Raw genomic sequence first — 18,548 nt, forward strand, 5'->3', positions numbered from 1 at the left:
ATCTCGGGGTGTTGTGGTTGGGTCTCGCTGATTTCGGGTGCGATCTCGGGGTGTTGTGGTTGGGTCTCGCTGATTTCGGGTGCGATCTCGGGGTGTTGTGGTTGGGTCTCGCTGATTTCGGGTGCGATCTCGGGGTGTTGGGGCTCGGTCTCGGCCACTTCGGGCGCGACTTCTGGGTGCCGGTCACCTGTCGCGTCGCGGTCGGTATGCCATTTCGAGTTGGCCCACTGAAGCGCCTCGCGCGCTTCTCGTTCAAAGAACTCAGGGACGCTGTCGGGGCGTGGCGGTTGGTCATCGGATGCGTCGGGCATTAACCCCCCCAGGTTTACGATCTTCGACGTATTGCCACTCCGAACAATACCGACTTACCTGCGCAAATAGGGCGGAATCCGCCGAATCCTAACGGGTCTGCGGAGCTGCTTTCTCGACTGCGTCGAGGATCGAACCTCGCCATACCGGGCCGTGCCCCGGCAGCAGCACGTCGGTGTCGAGCATGCCGAGCGCGCCGAGGCTGCGCACGCAACCGTCCTGGTCATGGTTGAACATTCTCGGCAGCAGTTGCGGCCCGACGCCCGTCAGCAGCGGATGGCCGGTGACCAACGCGTCCCCGGCGACAAGCACACCGTCGACCACAAACGAGCAATGCCCGCCCGTGTGTCCGGGGGTCGGAATGGCCATCGGCTTACCCGGCAGCCCCGCCGCGACGTCCTCCGTCAACGCCTGAGTGCTCGGAATCCCGTCGCGCACCATGCCACCCTTGCGCGAAATCGCCAGCGTCCACTTCAGGAAACGCGGTTGCCACAGGTGCGGGACGATATCGGCGGGCCCGGCCTGTTCGAGGTACTCCCGCTTGGAGTGTCCGACCTCGGTTGCGTGGCAGAACACCGGTGTGCCATGCGTTTTCGCGAACCAAATGGCGGTGCCGAAGTGGTCGATGTGCGCGTGTGTCAGCAGGATCGCGCGCAGGTCCTCGACGCCGAAGCCGAGTTGTCGCAGGGAATCGAGCACATCGTTGCGGTGGCCGGGAAACCCGGCGTCGATCAGCATGACGCCGTTCTCGTCGGCCACCAGCGTCCAATTGACCAGGTCCGTCTCGGCGAAGTGCACGTGATCGGTGACGGCCGTCAGAGCTGCTGCCATGTCGCGAGTCTAGGCAGGAGAGTAGAAATGGACCCGTGGCTGAACTGAAACTCGGATACAAGGCGTCGGCGGAGCAGTTCGCCCCGCGAGAACTCGTCGAGCTGGCCGTTGCGGCCGAAGAGCATGGCATGGACAGCGCGACCGTCAGCGATCACTTCCAGCCGTGGCGCCACGAGGGCGGGCACGCGCCGTTCTCGCTGGCCTGGATGACGGCCGTCGGCGAGCGAACCAAGCGGCTGGTGCTCGGCACGTCGGTGCTGACGCCGACCTTCCGCTACAACCCGGCGGTGATCGCGCAGGCATTCGCCACCATGGGCTGCCTGTACCCGGACCGGATCTTCCTTGGCGTGGGCACCGGTGAGGCGCTCAACGAGATCGCCACCGGATACGAGGGCGAGTGGCCCGAGTTCAAGGAGCGCTACGCGCGGCTGCGCGAGTCGGTTCGGCTGATGCGCGAACTGTGGTTGGGCGACCGCGTCGACTTCGACGGCGAGTATTACAAGACCAAGGGCGCCTCGATCTACGACGTGCCCGAGGGCGGCATCCCGATCTACATCGCCGCCGGTGGCCCGCAGGTGGCCAAGTACGCCGGCCGTGCGGGCGACGGGTTCATCTGCACGTCGGGCAAGGGCGAGGAGCTGTACAAGGACAAGCTGATCCCCGCCATGCGCGAGGGCGCCGAGGCGGCGGGCAAGGACCCCGACGACGTCGACCGGATGATCGAGATCAAGATCTCCTATGACACCGATCCTGAACTGGCGCTGGAGAACACCCGGTTCTGGGCGCCGCTGTCGCTGACCGCGGAGCAGAAGCACTCCATCGACGACCCGATCGAGATGGAGAAGGCTGCCGACGCGCTGCCCATCGAGCAGGTCGCCAAGCGCTGGATCGTCGCGTCCGATCCCGACGAGGCCGTCGCCAAGGTCAAGGATTACGTCGACTGGGGCCTGAACCACCTGGTGTTCCACGCGCCGGGCCACGATCAGCGCCGCTTCCTCGAGCTCTTCCAGAAGGATTTGGAGCCGCGGCTGCGCCGACTCGGCTGATACGTTTCAGCCGTGCCAACCACCGCGATTTATGTCGCCTCGCCAGAGGGGGATACCGGCAAGTCGACGATCGCGCTCGGCATCCTGCACCGGTTGGCGGCCACGGTCGCGAAGGTCGGCGTGTTCCGTCCCATCACGCGTCTTGGCGAAGACCGCGACTACATCCTGGATCTGCTATTGGCGCACACCACCGCGGGACTGTCCTACGACGAGTGCGTCGGGGTCAGCTACCAACGGCTGCACGAGGATCCCGATGCGGCGCTCGCCGACATCGTCGACCGCTACCACCACGTCGCGGACCGGTGTGACGCGGTTCTGATCGTCGGCAGCGACTACACCGATGTCGCCACCCCCAGCGAGCTGTCGATGAACGCGCGTATCGCGGCCAACCTCGGTGCACCGGTCGTATTGGCGGTGAAAGCCAGCGGCCGAACACCAGCGCAGGTCGCAGAGGTCGTGGATGTCTGCCTCGACGAGATCACCGCACAGCATGCGCACACCGCGGCCGTGGTGGCCAACCGTTGTGACCCGTCTCAGCTGTCCGCGATCGCCGACGCGCTGAAACGCTTCGGACCCAAGACCTATGTGCTGCCCGAGGAGCCGCTCCTGGTTGCTCCGTCGGTGGCCGAACTCGGCGAAGCTGTCGAGGGCTCGCTGCTACGTGGTGACCCGGCTCTGCTCACGCGGGAAGTGATGGACGTCTTGGTAGCGGGCATGACCGCCGAGCACGTGGTGGAGCGACTGACCGAGGGCGTCGCGGTCATAACGCCCGGGGACCGTTCCGACGTTGTCCTCGCGGTCGCCAGTGCCCATGCGGCCGAAGGATTTCCGTCGTTGTCGTGTGTGATCCTCAACGGTGGACTCGAGTTGCACCCTTCGATCGCGTCGCTGGTGTCGGGTCTCGGGCTGCGGCTGCCGATCATCACGACACGGTTCGGCACGTTCGAAACGGCCAGCCGGGTGGCGTCTGCGCGGGGGCGGGTGACCGTCGGCTCGCAACGCAAGATCGACACCGCGATCGCGTTGATGGACGCCCACGTCGACACCGCGGAGTTGTTGGCGCAGTTGTCGATCCCGATTCCTTCGGTGGTCACGCCGCAGATGTTCACCTATCAGCTGCAAGACCGCGCGCGGTCGGACCGCAAACGAATAGTGCTGCCCGAAGGTGAGGACGATCGCATCCTCAAGGCAGCGGGGCGACTGCTTCAGCGTGGCGTTGCCGACCTGACGATCCTCGGCGAGGAGCAGCAGATCCGCGCTCGTGCCGCCGAACTCGGTGTTGACCTGTCACCGGCGGCGGTGCTCAATCCGCGCACCAGCGAACTCTGCGACAAATTCGCCGAGCAGTATGCCGAGCTCCGCAAGCACAAGGGCGTCACCGTCGAGCAGGCCCGCGAAATCATCCACGACGTCTCGTATTTCGGCACCATGCTGGTGCACAACGACATGGTCGACGGCATGGTGTCGGGCGCCACCCACACCACGGCGCACACCGTGCGGCCCGCGTTCGAGATCATCAAGACGCTGCCCGACGTGTCGACGGTGTCGAGCATCTTCCTGATGTGTCTGGCCGACCGGGTGCTGGCCTACGGTGACTGTGCGATCGTGCCCGACCCGACGTCTGAGCAACTGGCCGACATTGCGATCTCCTCGGCACGCACCGCCGCGCAGTTCGGCATCGACCCTCGGGTGGCGATGCTGTCGTATTCGACAGGCACCAGCGGAACCGGCGCCGACGTCGACAAGGTAAGAACCGCAACGGAACTGGTGCGCAAACGGGACCCCGATCTGCTTGTCGAGGGGCCGATCCAGTACGACGCCGCGGTGGAACCCTCGGTGGCCAAGACAAAGATGCCCGACTCGAAGGTGGCGGGCCGGGCGACCGTGCTGATCTTCCCGGACCTCAACACCGGCAACAACACCTACAAGGCGGTGCAGCGCAGCGCGGGCGCGATCGCGATCGGCCCGGTGTTGCAGGGGCTGAACAAACCCGTCAACGACCTGTCCCGCGGCGCGCTGGTCGAGGACATCGTCAACACCGTCGCGATCACCGCGATCCAGGCGCAGGGCACGTGATGTCGGGAACCGTCCTGGTGCTCAACTCGGGCTCATCGTCACTGAAATATGCGGTGGTCGACGCGGATTCGGCCGCCGAGATCGCCGAAGGGATCGTCGAGCGCATCGGTGATTCGGACGTTGCCGACCACTCGGCGGCGATGCGGATCGTGTTCGACGAGCTGGCCCACCATTTGGACGGACTGGTCGCGGTGGGGCATCGGGTGGTGCACGGCGGCCAGGACCTGTACCGGCCGACGGTCGTCGACGATGAGTTGATCGGCAAGCTGGAAAAGCTGTCTTCGCTTGCGCCGCTGCACAACCCGCCCGCGGTTCTTGGCATTCAGGTGGCTCGCAAGGCGCTACCGGACCTGCCGCACGTCGCCGTATTCGATACGGCGTTCTTCCACGACCTGCCGCCTGCGGCGGCGACGTATGCCATCGATCGGGACATCGCCGAGCGGTGGCACATCCGGCGCTACGGGTTTCACGGCACTTCGCACCAGTACGTGAGCGAACAAACGGCGGCGTTTCTCCAGGTGCCACTGGCAGAGATGAACCAGATCGTGCTGCACCTGGGCAACGGCGCGTCAGCATCGGCGATCGTCGGCGGCCGGCCCGTGGACACCTCGATGGGCCTCACGCCGATGGAGGGGTTGGTGATGGGCACCAGGTCCGGCGACATCGACCCCGGCGTGATCATGTACCTGTGGCGCGCTGCGGGCATGAGCGTCGACGACATCGAGACGATGCTCAACAAGCAGTCAGGAGTGCGTGGCCTCGGCGGCGAAATCGACTTCCGGGTGCTGCATCAGCGCATCGAATCCGGGGACAGCGCAGCGCAATTGGCGTACGACGTCTATATCCATCGGCTGCGCAAGTACGTCGGCGCTTATCTGGCGCTGCTCGGCACCACCCACGCCATCGCGTTCACCGCGGGGGTGGGCGAGAATGACGTGGCGGTGCGGCGCGATGCGCTTTCGGGAATGGCGGGGCTGGGCATCGAGCTGGATGACGATCTCAATGCCAGCCCGTCGAAGTCTGCCCGCCTCATCTCGGCCGACAGCTCGCGCACCGCGGTCCTCGTTATCCCCACCAACGAGGAGCTCGCGATCGCCCGGGCGTGCGTGCAGGTGATCGACCAGGGCTAGGGCGAAACGCCCTTCCCACGGTCGTTGCGGCTAGTGCGGGACTGAATCCGCGAGCGGCAGGATGTCGTCGGGGTCGCAGATCTTGAGGAAACGTCGCAGTTCTGGTGCCACGACCAACACCCACGAGGCGCGGTACTGGGCGCAGATCACGTTGACGTGGTGCAGCGTGGCGAACCCGGCGGTGCCGAAGAAGCCGACCCCCGACAGGTCAAGCACCAACTGCGGGCAGCCCGCGATTTGGCGCTCGACGTAGTCGGAAAGGGCACGGCTGTTGGCCGCGTCGACTTCGCCGCTGACCGTCACGACGACCGTCTTGTCGGGCTGTCGCGACGCGGAGAAGGTCGCTCGGTGGTGCTCTTCAGGGCGGTCGACGGACTGCGGGTCTGGGCGGAGTACACGACAGGTACCTATTGCAGGCAAAGGAGGCCTCCCTCAGTCGAAAATCGATATTCGTACTGGGGTGCCGTCAGGAATTGGGCCCTACGTCTCAAAGCCGTTGCACTTGGGATTCAGCCCTACGTGCCTATGACGCCACCAGTGGGCTGTTAACTCAACCTGTACAGAGCCTACTACGAAATCCGCAGCCTGATCATTGATATTTCTAGAAAGTGCTGGTCGGCCGCACACTATTTGCCAGATCCACCAGTGCGTAGCGGTGCGCCTGCGTCGGTGCGACCCGGGCCAGGCTGCGCAGCGAGGCCTCCACGCCCAGCTGCAGGCCGTGTTCAGTGAACGGGAAGCCAAGTATGTGGTTGGTGCTTGCGGTGTTGTCGGCCAGCCAGTCCATCGCGGTGCCCAGGACCAGCGCGCGGATCTGCAACACCCGAGGCTCGGTGTCGGGCAGCGCTTCCACGCGGCGCGCCGCGTCCCGGATGTGTTGTTCTGTCACCTCATTCATCGACCTGCCCGACAGCAGCGTCACCGCACTGGTCAACCGCGCCGTCGTGAAATGCCTTGAGGTAGCGGGTACTTCGTCCAGAGTCCGCACAGCCGCGTCCCGATCGCCTTCCGCGGACTGAGCACGGGCCAGACCGAAGCCCGCCGAGATCACACCGTTGTCGGTGCTCCACACGGTGTTGTAGAACTTGCGCTCATCGGCGTTACCCGCCAGCTCGGCCGTCGCGGCCAGCGCCAGCTTTGGCGCCAGCTCCCCGGGCAGGGTGTCCAGCACCTCGGTGAAATGCTTCGTCGCCGACTCATAATCGGCCGACAGCATCTCGGCCACCGCGCGGAACCAGACGAGCCGCCACCGCCAGCCGACCCGGCCCGCGAGGTCGTCGAGCTTGCGGGTGGCCTTTGCCACGTCGCCGAGGTCGAGCAGTGCACGGACCTCCATCAGGGGCAGCTCCACCGACTCGGACAGGTCGATGCCCTCAGAGTCGAGCGACCCATGCCTCGCCGCCCGCAGTTGGTCCAGCGTCTGCACCGGCTGGCTCAACACACTGGCCGACAGCACGGGCGCGCCCACGTCGGCCGGATCGACCAACGGCACGGGAAACGCTTTCACGATCTCCTGCGCGGTCAGCTTCTCGGAGTGCACCTGCCCGTCGAGGTACACGTCGGTGTGCGACACCAGCAGATCGACCCCGAATGTCGACCTCGTCGGTGAGAACACCGTAGACAGGCCCGGCCGCGGTACCCCGGTGTCTTGTGCCACCACTTCGCGCAGCACACCGAGCAACTGTCCGGACATCTCCTCGGCGCTGGCGAATCTGCGGCGCGGGTCAGGGTCGATGGCGCGGTGCAGCAGCCGGCCGAACGAGTCGTACTCGCGCAGCACCGGGTCGTCCTCCGGCAGGCCGTCGACGTAGCGGCCCTTGCGAGTACGCAGGTTCAGCGTCAGGGCTGCCAGCGTGCGGCCAACGGTGTAGATGTCGGTCTGCACGGTAGGGCCCGTCCGCACGATCTCCGGTGCCTGGAAACCCGGTGTGCCGTACAGGTACCCGAACGAGTTGATGGTCGACACCGCGCCGAGGTCGATCAGCTTCAGCTGATCCTCGGTCACCATGATGTTTTCCGGCTTGAGGTCGTTGTAGACCAGCCCGATGGAATGCAGATAACCAAGCGCGGGAAGGATTTCCATCATGAAGCCGATGGCTTCGGCCACCGGCAGCCGGTCGCCTTTGGCCTGCTTGAGCGATGTCCCGCCGACATACTCCATCACGATGTAGCCGACCGGGTTGCCGTGCTTGTCGTTGTGCTCGACGAAGTTGTAGATCTTCACGATGCCGGGATGCGTTACCTCGGCGAGGAATTGGCGCTCGGCCATCGCGATGGTCTGCGCCTCGGCGTCACCGGCGTGCACCAGGCCCTTGAGCACGACGGGTCGATCGTTGACGTTCTTGTCGTAGGCGAGATACACCCAGCCCAGTCCACCGTGCGCAATGCAGCCCTTGATCACATACTGATCGGCCACCTCGTCGCCCGGGCTCAGTTGAGGCAGGAACGAATACGCGCTGCCGCAGTGGGGGCACCAGCCCTCCGACAGCGCGTGGCCGTCGGGCGTCGACCGGCCAACCGGGCGGCCACAGTTCCAGCAGAACCGTTTCGACTCGGCGACAACGGGATTCGTCATCAGTGCTTGGAGCGGATCCTTGGCGGGTACGCGCGGGATCTCCACCAGGCCGCCGCCGAGGCGGCGCGTCGGTGACAACGCACGCGTCATCATCGTCAGGTGATCGTGCGGTTCGGTGTCCTCCGTGCCGACCGACGTGCTGTCGAGGTCGTCGTCGAGGTGCGGACGGAAGATGGCCTGGGTCGCCATCGGGCGAATCGTCGACCCGGAATCCATCCCGAGGTCGTCGAACGTGGCCGGCTGGGTCCCGACTGTCGGCTCGTTCGACGGTGTGCCCGGACGTTCTTCGTAATCCTTCGCCTCGGCCATCAGTCCGAATACCTCGCGACTGGCGGCGCCGGTGCGGGACCGAGGACCGTTAACCACTTGCGGTACAACGTGTACCAGGTGCCGTCGCGGCGGATCCGCTCCAGCGTGCCGTTGACGAACCGCACCAGCCCGGGGTTCTGCAGGTTCACGCCGATGCCGTAGGGCTGTTCGTTCAGGCTCGGGCCGACGATGTGCAGGTATGGATCCTGGGACACCAGGCCGGCCAGGATCGAGTCGTCGGTGCTGACGGCGTCGACCTGCCGCTGCTGCAGCGCCACCAGGCAGTCGGCCCACGTCACCACGCCGACGATGATCGGCGGCGGGCTGATCTGTTGTATGCGGTCCAAGGACGTGGTGCCCTTCGCGACGCACACCCGCTTGCCCGACAGGTCCGACGGTTGCGAAATCGACGAATCCCGCGCGGCCAGAATCCGTTGGTTGGCATTCAAATACACCGTCGAGAAACCGACCTGCTTCTTGCGCTCACACGTGATGGTCATCGTCTTGACGACCACGTCGACCTGATTGTTCTGCAGCGCGGCGATGCGGTCGGCCGACGACAGGATGCGGTACTCGACTTGCGAGGGGCTGCCGAAGATGTCGCGCGCGATCTCGCCGGCGATGTCGACGTCGAAACCCGTGATCTCACCCGTGATCGGATCGCGGAAGGAGAACAGGTTGCTGCCGATGTCGAGGCCGACGATGAGTCTGCCGCGGTTGCGGATGTTGGCGACGGCGGCGTCGGCCTCGGCTTTGGTGTTGAACGGGCGCAGGCTGGCTGTGCGGTTGCAGTCACCTTGCGCGGATGGTGCCTTCGCCGCGACCGGCGGCAGTTCCTGCAGGCCGGCCGGCGTCGGCGGTGCGAGCGTGACGCCTGGCGCCGGCATCACCGCGGCCCCCTGTGCGCAACCGCTGAGCACCGCCACGGCCGCGAGGACCCAAAGTCTCTTCATCACCGATACTCGCTTAGCCTCGGCCACAACCCCAGCGCCACCGCCAACGCGGCGGCGACCGACAGCGCTGCCGCGCCGACCGTCGCACCCGAGAGCACCCTGCGGGCATTGAGAATGTCATTGCGCAACTGGTTGCGGCTTTCCTCGATGCCCTTGGTGAGCGCGGTGTCGAGCTTGTCGAACGCCGGCGTCGAGTCGTCCTCGCCGGTGCCGAGCGCCACCTGTGTGGCGGCCTGGTAATTGCCCACGGCGATGTAGGCGTTGATCCTGTCGTCGGCGGCCCGCCACCGCTTGAGCAGTTGTTCGGCGTCGGCGAGATCGGTCTTGTCGATGGCGTCGTCGCGGGACAGATAGTCCGACAGCTCTTGCTGCATCGAGTCGATCCGTTGGTAGTAGGACTGCTTGCGCACGTCTTCGTCCCCGCGGCGGATCAACGACAGCGTCTCGTCGGCCCGCGCCTGCTGCGCAGTGATCGCGAGGCTGGTGACGGTCTTCAGGGACTCCGCCGCAGTATCTTTCGCGCTGCGGCTGTCCGAGGTCGAGATGACGAGCGCGGTGCCAACCCATATCAGCATGATCAGCACGGCAAGCCCGCCAGCGACGAATCCGATGTTCACCCGCCGACGCGTTCTTCGGGCGAGCCACCGATTCGAGAATGCGCCGAACAGCAGCGTCGCGAGCACCACGAGAATGACCGGCCCGGGAATCTTTGTCGACGCGGTCGTTTCGGCATCCACCCGCGCTGAGGTCTCTTCGTACAGGCGTTGCGCGTCGGGAAGCATCTGGGTCTGCATCAACGACGACGCCTCGGACAGATACGACGAACCGACCGGGTTGCCGGCGCGGTTGTTGGTCCGCGCGGTTTCGACCAGCCCGGTGTACACCGACAGTTGGGCGTTGACGCGGCCGAGCAGTTGCACCATCGGCTCGTCGGTCAGCCCGCTGGAGGCCCGCGCCACCGCCACCGAAGCATCGGTGATGGCCTGCTCGTAGCGCTGGCGGACGTCGCGCGGCTCAGAGCCGGCGATGAACGCGGTCGCCGCTGCGGCGTCGGCCACCGACAGCGTGGTGTAGAGCTGGCCGGCCGCGAAGGACAGCGGCTCGGTGTGATTGAGGACGGTGGTGAGCGCCTGTTGGCGGTCGTTGATCGTGGTCGACGTGGCAAACGCGCTGGCGATGACGAGAGCCGAGAGGACGACGCCGATGGTCAGGATGCGACCCGGTGTGGTCCACAGGAACCACCAACGCGGATGCGCGGGGGTGGTCGGCGACCGCGACGCGAGTGGTTCGGTCGAAGGGTGCGCCAACTCCACAGTCACGTGCGCGCGGACCTCATCTTTTCGCTGCTCTCCGGCTATCGTCCCGACCGTTTCACCACACTATAAAAGAATTCTAAGAGTTGTTGTGGTGACGTGTGGGCATTCGAGGGGCACGTCTTTCTTCTGTGTTCCCTAAGCTGAACGAGTGCGTGGCGACGGTGACGGCTGGGTCGTGTCCGACACCGGCGCGGCGTTCTGGGGCAAGCACGGTGCGGCCGGTCTGCTGCTGCGAGCGCCAGGCGCCGACGGCTCGCCTGCGGTGCTGTTGCAACACCGGGCGCCGTGGAGTCATCAGGGCGGCACCTGGGGCCTGCCGGGCGGCGCGCGCGACAGCCACGAAACGCCGGAGCAGGCCGCAGTACGCGAGGCCCATGAAGAAGCAGGCCTGCCGGCCGACCTGCTGACCGTGCGCACGACCGTCGTCACCGCTGAGATTTCGGGGGCGACCGGCAGCCGTTGGACCTACACCACCGTGATCGCCGACGCCGCCGAGCAGCTCGAGACGGTGCCCAACCGCGAGAGTTCCGAACTGCGTTGGGTCTCGGTGGACGAGGTCGCGCAACTGCCGTTGCATCCCGGATTCGCTGCCAGCTGGGAAAAGCTACGCCAAGTCGCGGCGACTATCCCGCTGTTGCCAGCCGAGCTTTGAACCGATGCGCCGCGGCCTTCGGGTCCTCGGCTCCGGTGATCGCCCGCACGACGACGACGCGCGTTGCGCCCGCCTCGAGCACCTCGGACAGCCGCTGCTCGTCGATTCCGCCGATCGCGAACCATGGCTTGTGCGTTGCCAATTCGGCGGTCGCCCGAACAAGGTCGAGGCCCGGCGATGGGCGACCAGGTTTCGTCGGGGTTGGCCAGCACGGTCCGACGCAGAAGTAGTCCACATCTTCGTTGACGGCCGCCCGCGCCTGCTCGCGGTCGTGCGTGGAGCGCCCGATGACGGGGCGCGGGCCGATGATGCCGCGCGCGATCGGCAGCGGTAGGTCGTCCTGGCCGAGGTGCAGCACGTCGGCGCCCGAGGCCAGCGCGATGTCGGCGCGGTCGTTGACCGCCAGCAGCGCGTCGTGGCGGCGCGCCGCGTCGGCGAGCACCTCGAGGGCCGCCAGCTCATGGCGCGCTTCGAGCGGGCCGAATTGTTGCTCGCCTGCCGAGCCCTTGTCGCGCAGCTGAATGATGTCGACGCCGCCTGCCAGCGCGGCCTCGACGAATTCGGCCAAGTCACCGCGCTCACGCCGGGCGTCGGTGCAGAGATACAGCGACGACGAGGCCAGCCGCTCACCGGGTGTTTGCACACGGCGACCCTAGCGGCCGGAATCGAGTACTCGCTTACGCTAGGCGGCCCTTAGCGGCAGCGACATGGTGAAAGCATGGCAAAACTGGGGGAACACGCAGTCGTACTGGGGGCGAGCATGGGCGGCTTGGTGGCCGCGCGCGTACTGTCCGATTTCTACGACCACGTCACCGTGGTGGAGCGCGACGTGCTGCCGCCCGACGCTGCCAACCGCCGAGGAGTCCCACAAGGCCGGCACGTCCACGCCCTGCTGGGACGCGGGTCTGCGGTGCTGGACGAGTTGTTCCCGGCGTTCACCGATGAGCTCGTCGGCGCCGGGGCGCCCGCGTTCGACTATCAGGACATGGCCGAGGCGTATTTCTCGTTCGCAGGTCACGAAATGTCGCGCACTGGAGCCTTGAATGTCCCATCGATATTCCTTCCGAGCAGGCCGTTGCTGGAAACCCTTGTCGGGCAACGGTTGCGCGCGATTGAAAACGTCGCGTTGTTCGACGGTTATGACGTCGTCGATCTGGCGTCGACCCCGGAAAGCGACCGCGTAACCGGTGTGCGGATCCGTCGTCATAGCGGTGACGATGAGCAGCTGCTTGCCGCCGATCTTGTCGCGGACGCGACGGGCAGGGGTTCGCGAACGCCGGTATTCCTCGAGGGGATGGGCTACGGCAGGCCTAAGGAAGACAGTCTGCAGGTGCGATTGGCTTACTCGAGCCAACTGCTGCGGCTCCCACCGGGCACACTCGAGGAGAAGCTCGTCCTGATCGGGGCCGTTCCCGGCCGGCCCAGCGGGATGGCCTTCCTCGGATACGAAAACGACACGTGGATGTTCACGGTGTTTGGCATGGCCGGTGTTGAACCGCCCTGCCAGCTGGCCGACATGCTTTCCTACGCCGAAGGCTTTGCGCCTGCGCATGTGCTCGGTGCGATCAGCAACGGGGAGCCGCTGGCAGATGTGTGCCGGTACCGCTACCCGGAGACCCGGTGGCGGCGATACGACAAAATGCGCCGCTTCCCTGCCGGTCTAGTGGTTCTCGGCGATGCGATCTGCAGTTTCAATCCTGTCTACGGCCAGGGAATGACGGTGGCCGCCTTGCAAGCGCTGGCGCTCGGCGCGTGCTTGCGTCGAGGCGCGGACGACCTGGCGAGACGCTACTTCCGCGAGGCTGCCAAGCCCATCAGCGTCGCCTGGCAGTTCGCCGTCGGGGCCGATCTGAGCCTTCCGGAAGTGGAAGGCCCCAGACCATGGCTCGCACAGCTTTCCAACAGGTACGTCAGTCGCCTGCAAACCGTCGCGGAGACCGACAGCGCCGTTGCCCAACAGTTCTTCCGTGTGACAGGCCTGCTCGATCCGCCCGCGACGCTGCTGCATCCGAGGATGCTGCTCCGTGCGGCCCGCCCGCGGCGGCGTCAGCAGCGCGCTGCGGAGCAGGCACTTACTCCGACATGACGTCGGGCATGTTCGAGTACTGTTGATAGCCGACACGGGAGTCCCCTGGGCCGAGGACTGAGAGTGGGCACGCCTGCCCTTACCGTCACACCTGATCCGGATCATGCCGGCGAAGGGAGGAGGAAAGGTGCGTTCACTGGCCGTCATCGGCGGCGGCGTCATCGGGCTGTCCGTCGCGCGACGCGCTGCGCTGGACGGTTGGGCTGTCCGCGCGCACCGCACCGACCAACGCGGTGCCTCATGGGTGGCAGGCGGCATGCTCGCCCCGCACAGCGAGGGCTGGCCCGGTGAGGAGCGGCTGCTGCAGATCGGTCTGGCCTCGCTGGCGCTGTGGAATCAAGGGGGACCCGACTCCTATCTCGAGGGCCTGCCCGCCGACGTAGTCACCGCACGCGAATCGCTGGTGGTCGCCGTTGACCGCGCTGACGCCGCCGATCTGAAGACAGTCGGAGAATGGTTGGCGGCCCAGGGGTATCCGGTCCGGCCGACATCGACGGCTCGTGATCTGGAACCGCTTCTGGCACAAGGCATTCGACATGGTTTCGTCGCCGAAACGGAACTGGCCGTAGACAATCGGGCCGTCGTCGAGGCGTTGGCTGCGCATTGCGAGCGGCTGGGTGTGCAGTGGGCGCCGCCGGTCGACGTGTTGCCGACCGATGCCGACGCCGTGGTGATCGCAAACGGCATCGACGCACCGACACTTTGGCCCGGCTTGCCGATCCGGCCGGTGAAGGGTGAAGTGCTGCGCCTGCGATGGCGTCACGGCTGTATGCCGGTGCCGCAGCGCGTGATCCGCGCACGGGTGCACGGCCGCCAGGTGTACCTGGTGCCGCGCGCCGACGGGATGGTCGTCGGTGCCACGCAATACGAGCACGGCCGCGACACCGCGCCCGCCGTCACAGGTGTGCGGGAGTTGCTCGACGACGCGTGCGCGGTGATTCCGGCGCTTGGCGAATACGAGCTCGCCGAATGTGCCGCCGGTCTCAGGCCGATGACGCCCGACGGGCTGCCGATCGTCGAGCGACTCGATGAGCGGGTCCTGGTCGCTGCTGGGCATGGCCGCAACGGATTCCTGCTAGCGCCGTGGACGGCCGAGCGGATCGCCGCCGAACTGAATGTCACAGTGGGAGCAAGCCGATGAAAGTGACGGTCAACGACGAAGCCGTCGAGATCGAGGACCAGACGACGGTGGCGGCACTTGTGGAACGCCTTGGCTTTCCGGAGAAGGGCATCGCGGTCGCGGTCGACTGGGCGGTGCTGCCGCGATCGGAATGGGAAACCGCGCTGACCGACGGCGCGCGGGTGGAAGTGGTGACGGCGGTGCAAGGTGGCTGATTCCAAGTTGACGATTGCCGGTCGCGAGTTCGGTTCGCGGCTGATCATGGGCACCGGAGGCGCGTCGAATCTCGCTGTCCTCGAGGAGGCTTTGGTTGCCTCGGGCACCGAGCTGACCACCGTGGCGATGCGACGCGTCGACGCCGAGAGCGGAACGGGTGTGCTGGACCTGCTGAACCGACTCGGCATCAGTCCGCTGCCCAACACCGCCGGCTGTCGCGGGGCTGCCGAGGCGGTGCTCACGGCGCAGCTTGCGCGCGAGGCGCTTGGCACCGACTGGGTCAAGCTCGAGGTCATCGCCGACGAGCGCACGTTGCTACCGGATGCCATCGAATTGGTCAGGGCCGCCGAGCAATTGGTCGACGATGGCTTCAGCGTGCTGCCCTACACCAACGACGACCCGGTGCTGGCGCGCCGGCTGGAGGACACCGGCTGTGTGGCGGTGATGCCCCTCGGATCGCCGATCGGCACCGGACTGGGCATCGCCAACCCGCACAACATCGAGATGATCGTCGAGGCGGCCGGGGTGCCGGTGATACTCGATGCGGGCATCGGCACGGCCAGCGATGCGGCGCTGGCGATGGAGTTGGGTTGCGACGCGGTGCTTTTGGCCACTGCGGTGACGCGCGCGGCCGACCCACCGACCATGGCGGCGGCGATGGCCGCGGCAGTGACTGCCGGATACCTTGCGCGGCAGGCGGGCCGGATTCCGAAGCGATTCTGGGCACAGGCGTCCAGCCCTTCGTTATGAAACGCTATGTCGCGCTGGGCAGCTCGATGGCAGCAGGTCCAGGCATCCGGCCGTCGGCGGCGGGTGCGCCGTTTCGGGCCGGGCGGTCGGCACGCAACTACGCGCACCTCGTCGCTGCGAAGCTGGGCCTCGACCTCGTCGACGTGACGTATTCCGGCGCAACCGCCGCCAACATCCTCACCGACTCGCAGCACGGGGCACCGCCGCAGGCCGACGCGCTCGACGGCTCAGAGGATTTGGTGACCGTGACCATCGGAGGCAACGACGTCGGTTACGTCCCGCTGCTGATGGCGGCCGGACTACCGCGAATCGTCCGGTCCATCCCGCTGCTCGGCGGCGTGGTGCGCGACATGCTGGATCCGGCGGCCCGCGACCGGGCCCTGGCCGAGGTTGCCGAATCGTTGAAGGAAGTCGGTCGCACGCTGCGCCAGCGAGCGCCGCGGGCGAGGGTCCTGTTCGTCGACTATCTGACGCTGTTGCCGCCGACGGGAGCTGCGCCCCCACTGGCCGATACCGATGTCGCGGTGGGCCGTCGGATCGCCGACACGCTGGAACGCCTCACCGGCGAGGCGGCCGCGGCTACGGGTTGCGGATGGGTCAGGGCCGCCGATGCCAGCCGCGAACACCACGCCTGGTCAGCCCGGCCGTGGGCGACCAAACCAGGTTTGCCATTGCCGGGTAGGCCGGCACCGTTACACCCCAACGAGGCGGGCATGCGCGCGGTCGCGGACCTGGTTGTCGCCCAAGCAACCTGAAATCATGGGCTCGATGATCGAGTTGACGGGCCTGACGAAGACGTTCGGCCGAACCCGCGCTGTCGACGATCTGACCTGCTCGGTCGAACCCGGCGTGGTCACCGGCTTCCTCGGACCCAACGGCGCGGGTAAGACGACGACGATGCGGCTGATCCTCGGGCTGGACCATCCGACGGCAGGCACGGCCACCATCGGCGGCAAGACCTACCGCGACCTGAGAGACCCGCTGCGCACGGTCGGAGCGCTGCTGGACGCCAGGCAAGCGCACCCCAACCGATCGGCGCGAAACCACCTGCGCTGGATAGCGGCCAGCAACCGCATTCCGATCAGCCGGGTCGACGAGGTGCTCGACATGGTCGGGCTGTCGGCCGTGGCGGACAAGAAGGCGGGCACGCTGTCGCTGGGCATGAGCCAACGGCTCGGTATCGCTGCCGCACTGCTGGGCGACCCGCCGGTGCTGCTCTTCGATGAACCGGTCAATGGCCTTGACCCGGAAGGCATCCGCTGGGTGCGCACGCTGATGCGCACGCTCGCAGGCCAGGGTCGAACCGTGTTCGTGTCCAGCCACCTGCTCGCCGAGATGGCCAACACCGCTGACCGCCTTGTCGTTATCGGAAAGGGCAAGCTGATCACGTCGACGACGGTGGCCGAGTTCGTCGGACGCTCCGGTGCGGACACGGTACGGGTGCGCAGCCCCGAGCTGGACACGCTGCGCAGGGTCCTCACCGACGCCGGGCTGACGGCCGAAGCCGATCACGGCGCGGCGTTGGTGGTGCGTGGGGCCGCCATCGAAGTCATCGGGGAGCTCGCCGCGCGCAACGCGATCACGCTGCATGAACTGAGCGAGCAACGGGGCTCGCTCGAGGAGGCCTACCTGGAACTCACCGACGAGGTGACCGAATACCGGGCCGTCACGCAGTGAGCGTGGTCGCAGCGCTCGACGCCGAGCGGATCAAGCTGGCCACCACCCGATCGGTGCTGTGGACGGCGGCCTCGGTAGCGGTGCTCAGCATCGGCCTGGCCGCATTGCAGGGCTCGACGGCATACGGTGCGGCGGCGTTGGGGCCCGAGCGGGCGACGACAGGGGTCGCGGTCTTCGGTGTACCGGTGTTGATGGTGCTCGCGGCGATGACGGTGACGGGCGAGTACCGCAGCGGCATGATCCGGACCACCTTCATGGCGACCCCCGATCGGACCCTGGTTATCATCGCGAAAGCGGCTGTCGCACTGTTGTTTTCCGCGATGTACGCCGCGGCGATGACGATTGCTGCGGTCGTCGTGGCACAGCTGATGGCCCATCCGCTCGTCGGCACGCAGCTATCGCTCGTCGATCCCGGCACGTGGCGCCTGATCGGGGCGATCACCCTGTATGCGGCGCTGACCGCAGTGCTCGGGGTCGGGGTCGCGGCGCTGCTACGGCATTCGGCAGGCGCGGTCGCGGTGCTGTTGCTGTGGCCGCTGGTGGTCGAGCCGATCCTGGGCAACCTGCCAAGGATCGGCTCCGAAGCCGGGCCGTACCTGCCGTTCGCAAACGTGTTTCAGTTCATCAGGGTGCAGTGGCTCTACCCGGTCTATGACATGCCGTGGGGTGAGTTCGGCTCCCTGGTGTACTTCACGGTCGTCGTCGCGGCGGTGTATGCCGCCGCGATTGTCGTGGTGCACCGCCGCGACGCCTGACCAGGGGTTAGTCCGGGTCAGGCGCCGCGTCGGGATCGGCGCCGCCGAGCGCCAGCACCACTCGCGAGCCGTACGGAATCTGCTGGACCAGCCGCAGCTGCGCCAGCGCAGGATGGGCGTCGAGCAGCTTGCCTGCGTTGGCCAGCGCCCGCAGCGCTGCCGTCTCGGCGCGCGCGGCCTCCAGCTGCGCGGCACCGTGCGACTTGGCCGTCACCAGTTGCATTGCCGCCGTGCGGATCTCGGCCCGGACGATGACATCCTTCACGTAGGCGTCCAGCACCTCGACCCCGGTCCGGGCACCGGCTTGCCGCGCCGCTTCACGGATGGCCTCGGCGTCGACGCGGGCGCTGCGGCGCATCACGTCTTCGGCGGCCAGACCGGCGGCATTCTCGCGCAGCGCGATCTGGGCGGCCAGGTACACGGCCGCGATGGGGTCGTCGGCCTTCTCGACGAAGGCGACCGCGTCGGCGACCGCAATGCGCAGCGCGACGGTGATGCGTAGCGATACGGCGTCTGAGGTCAGCACCTCCTGCGGCGCCAAGGTGACCAGGCGCTCGCGCAAGTCGACCTGCACGGCCGACACCGCGCCGTACAGGCGGTGCGTGCCGGGGTCGAGGACCCGCGACAGCGTGCCCCTGCGGTACACCAGTGCGCACCAGCCCGCCTGGACGGTCACACGGTTGGTCAGGCTCATCGCGGTTCCTCCTTTCGATCGTTTGTGTGTTCAGTTGGCGCACAGGGGATACC

Annotated in this window: 18 protein-coding genes, 1 pseudogene and 1 riboswitch; of the genes and pseudogenes, 11 read left to right on the top strand and 8 right to left on the bottom strand. The window is 66.8% G+C overall.

Going from position 1 to position 18,548, the window contains the following annotated elements:
- A pseudogene (locus J3E61_RS12130) lies at positions 1–311 on the bottom strand (hypothetical protein); the annotation flags it as partial.
- An 88-nt stretch (positions 312–399) separates the two neighbouring features.
- Entirely contained in the window at positions 400–1,140 is a 741-nt protein-coding gene (locus tag J3E61_RS12135) for an MBL fold metallo-hydrolase (protein ID WP_210083708.1), read from the bottom strand.
- 35 nt (positions 1,141–1,175) lie between these two features.
- On the opposite strand from J3E61_RS12135, the gene fgd reads away from it, so the two are divergent.
- Genes fgd through J3E61_RS12150 form a run of 3 tightly spaced genes read left to right on the top strand, consistent with a single transcriptional unit; the run spans position 1,176 to position 5,392 of the window.
- A complete protein-coding gene (gene fgd / locus J3E61_RS12140; protein WP_192725646.1) occupies positions 1,176–2,186 on the top strand; it encodes a glucose-6-phosphate dehydrogenase (coenzyme-F420) in 1,011 nt (336 codons plus the stop codon).
- A 12-nt stretch (positions 2,187–2,198) separates the two neighbouring features.
- The gene (pta, locus tag J3E61_RS12145) at positions 2,199–4,262 is read left to right on the top strand and encodes a phosphate acetyltransferase (RefSeq protein WP_210083709.1); all 2,064 of its coding nucleotides are present in this window, start codon (positions 2,199–2,201) and stop codon (positions 4,260–4,262) included.
- On the top strand, positions 4,262–5,392 hold the full coding sequence (locus J3E61_RS12150; protein WP_210083710.1) for an acetate kinase: 1,131 nt from the start codon (positions 4,262–4,264) through the stop codon (positions 5,390–5,392). The genes pta and J3E61_RS12150 overlap by 1 nt, the downstream gene beginning before the upstream one ends.
- Positions 5,393–5,422: 30 nt before the next feature.
- On the opposite strand, the gene J3E61_RS12155 is transcribed toward J3E61_RS12150, so the two are convergent.
- The 4 genes from J3E61_RS12155 to J3E61_RS12170 all read right to left on the bottom strand — a co-directional run bounded on the left by J3E61_RS12155 (position 5,423) and on the right by J3E61_RS12170 (position 10,548).
- Positions 5,423–5,812 carry an STAS domain-containing protein gene (locus J3E61_RS12155; protein ID WP_210083711.1) on the bottom strand — a complete coding sequence of 130 codons (390 nt, stop codon included), beginning with the start codon at positions 5,810–5,812 and terminating at the stop codon, positions 5,423–5,425.
- Between the two features lie 181 nt (positions 5,813–5,993).
- On the bottom strand, positions 5,994–8,276 hold the full coding sequence (locus tag J3E61_RS12160; RefSeq protein WP_210083712.1) for a protein kinase: 2,283 nt from the start codon (positions 8,274–8,276) through the stop codon (positions 5,994–5,996).
- On the bottom strand, positions 8,276–9,229 hold the full coding sequence (locus J3E61_RS12165; RefSeq protein ID WP_210083713.1) for a glutamate ABC transporter substrate-binding protein: 954 nt from the start codon (positions 9,227–9,229) through the stop codon (positions 8,276–8,278). The genes J3E61_RS12160 and J3E61_RS12165 overlap by 1 nt, the downstream gene beginning before the upstream one ends.
- Positions 9,229–10,548, bottom strand: coding sequence for a hypothetical protein (locus J3E61_RS12170; RefSeq protein WP_192725641.1), 1,320 nt, complete (start codon positions 10,546–10,548; stop codon positions 9,229–9,231). The genes J3E61_RS12165 and J3E61_RS12170 overlap by 1 nt, the downstream gene beginning before the upstream one ends.
- A gap of 145 nt (positions 10,549–10,693) precedes the next feature.
- On the opposite strand from J3E61_RS12170, the gene J3E61_RS12175 reads away from it, so the two are divergent.
- Positions 10,694–11,197: an NUDIX hydrolase gene (locus J3E61_RS12175; protein ID WP_210083714.1), complete on the top strand. Its 504-nt coding sequence runs from the start codon at positions 10,694–10,696 to the stop codon at positions 11,195–11,197.
- On the opposite strand, the gene J3E61_RS12180 is transcribed toward J3E61_RS12175, so the two are convergent.
- Positions 11,169–11,840 carry a thiamine phosphate synthase gene (locus J3E61_RS12180; RefSeq protein WP_210083715.1) on the bottom strand — a complete coding sequence of 224 codons (672 nt, stop codon included), beginning with the start codon at positions 11,838–11,840 and terminating at the stop codon, positions 11,169–11,171. The genes J3E61_RS12175 and J3E61_RS12180 overlap by 29 nt on opposite strands.
- A 75-nt stretch (positions 11,841–11,915) precedes the next feature.
- Between J3E61_RS12180 and J3E61_RS12185 the strand changes: the two genes are divergently transcribed.
- The 7 genes from J3E61_RS12185 to J3E61_RS12215 all read left to right on the top strand — a co-directional run bounded on the left by J3E61_RS12185 (position 11,916) and on the right by J3E61_RS12215 (position 17,801).
- A complete protein-coding gene (locus J3E61_RS12185) occupies positions 11,916–13,283 on the top strand; it encodes a 2-polyprenyl-6-methoxyphenol hydroxylase-like oxidoreductase (protein ID WP_210083716.1) in 1,368 nt (455 codons plus the stop codon).
- A 24-nt stretch (positions 13,284–13,307) separates the two neighbouring features.
- Positions 13,308–13,418: riboswitch (TPP riboswitch) on the top strand.
- Positions 13,387–14,424 (top strand): glycine oxidase ThiO, encoded by a 1,038-nt coding sequence (gene thiO / locus J3E61_RS12190; RefSeq protein WP_210083717.1) that lies wholly within the window; start codon positions 13,387–13,389, stop codon positions 14,422–14,424. (Overlaps the previous riboswitch by 32 nt.)
- Entirely contained in the window at positions 14,421–14,618 is a 198-nt protein-coding gene (gene thiS, locus J3E61_RS12195) for a sulfur carrier protein ThiS (protein WP_192725636.1), read from the top strand. Before thiO ends, thiS begins: the two co-directional genes overlap by 4 nt.
- Positions 14,611–15,369, top strand: a complete 759-nt coding sequence (locus J3E61_RS12200; RefSeq protein WP_192725635.1) for a thiazole synthase — start codon at positions 14,611–14,613, stop codon at positions 15,367–15,369. Before thiS ends, J3E61_RS12200 begins: the two co-directional genes overlap by 8 nt.
- The gene (locus J3E61_RS12205) at positions 15,366–16,124 is read left to right on the top strand and encodes an SGNH/GDSL hydrolase family protein (RefSeq protein ID WP_210083718.1); all 759 of its coding nucleotides are present in this window, start codon (positions 15,366–15,368) and stop codon (positions 16,122–16,124) included. Before J3E61_RS12200 ends, J3E61_RS12205 begins: the two co-directional genes overlap by 4 nt.
- Before the next feature lie 13 nt (positions 16,125–16,137).
- A complete protein-coding gene (locus tag J3E61_RS12210) occupies positions 16,138–17,046 on the top strand; it encodes an ATP-binding cassette domain-containing protein (RefSeq protein ID WP_192725946.1) in 909 nt (302 codons plus the stop codon).
- Positions 17,043–17,801, top strand: coding sequence for an ABC transporter permease (locus tag J3E61_RS12215; RefSeq protein WP_210083719.1), 759 nt, complete (start codon positions 17,043–17,045; stop codon positions 17,799–17,801). The genes J3E61_RS12210 and J3E61_RS12215 overlap by 4 nt, the downstream gene beginning before the upstream one ends.
- Positions 17,802–17,808: 7 nt before the next feature.
- On the opposite strand, the gene J3E61_RS12220 is transcribed toward J3E61_RS12215, so the two are convergent.
- A complete protein-coding gene (locus J3E61_RS12220) occupies positions 17,809–18,495 on the bottom strand; it encodes a slipin family protein (RefSeq protein ID WP_210083720.1) in 687 nt (228 codons plus the stop codon).
- Positions 18,496–18,548 lie beyond the last annotated feature (53 nt).

Origin of the sequence: Mycobacterium sp. OAE908 (genome assembly GCF_017872775.1) — a bacterium.
Taxonomy (GTDB): domain Bacteria; phylum Actinomycetota; class Actinomycetes; order Mycobacteriales; family Mycobacteriaceae; genus Mycobacterium.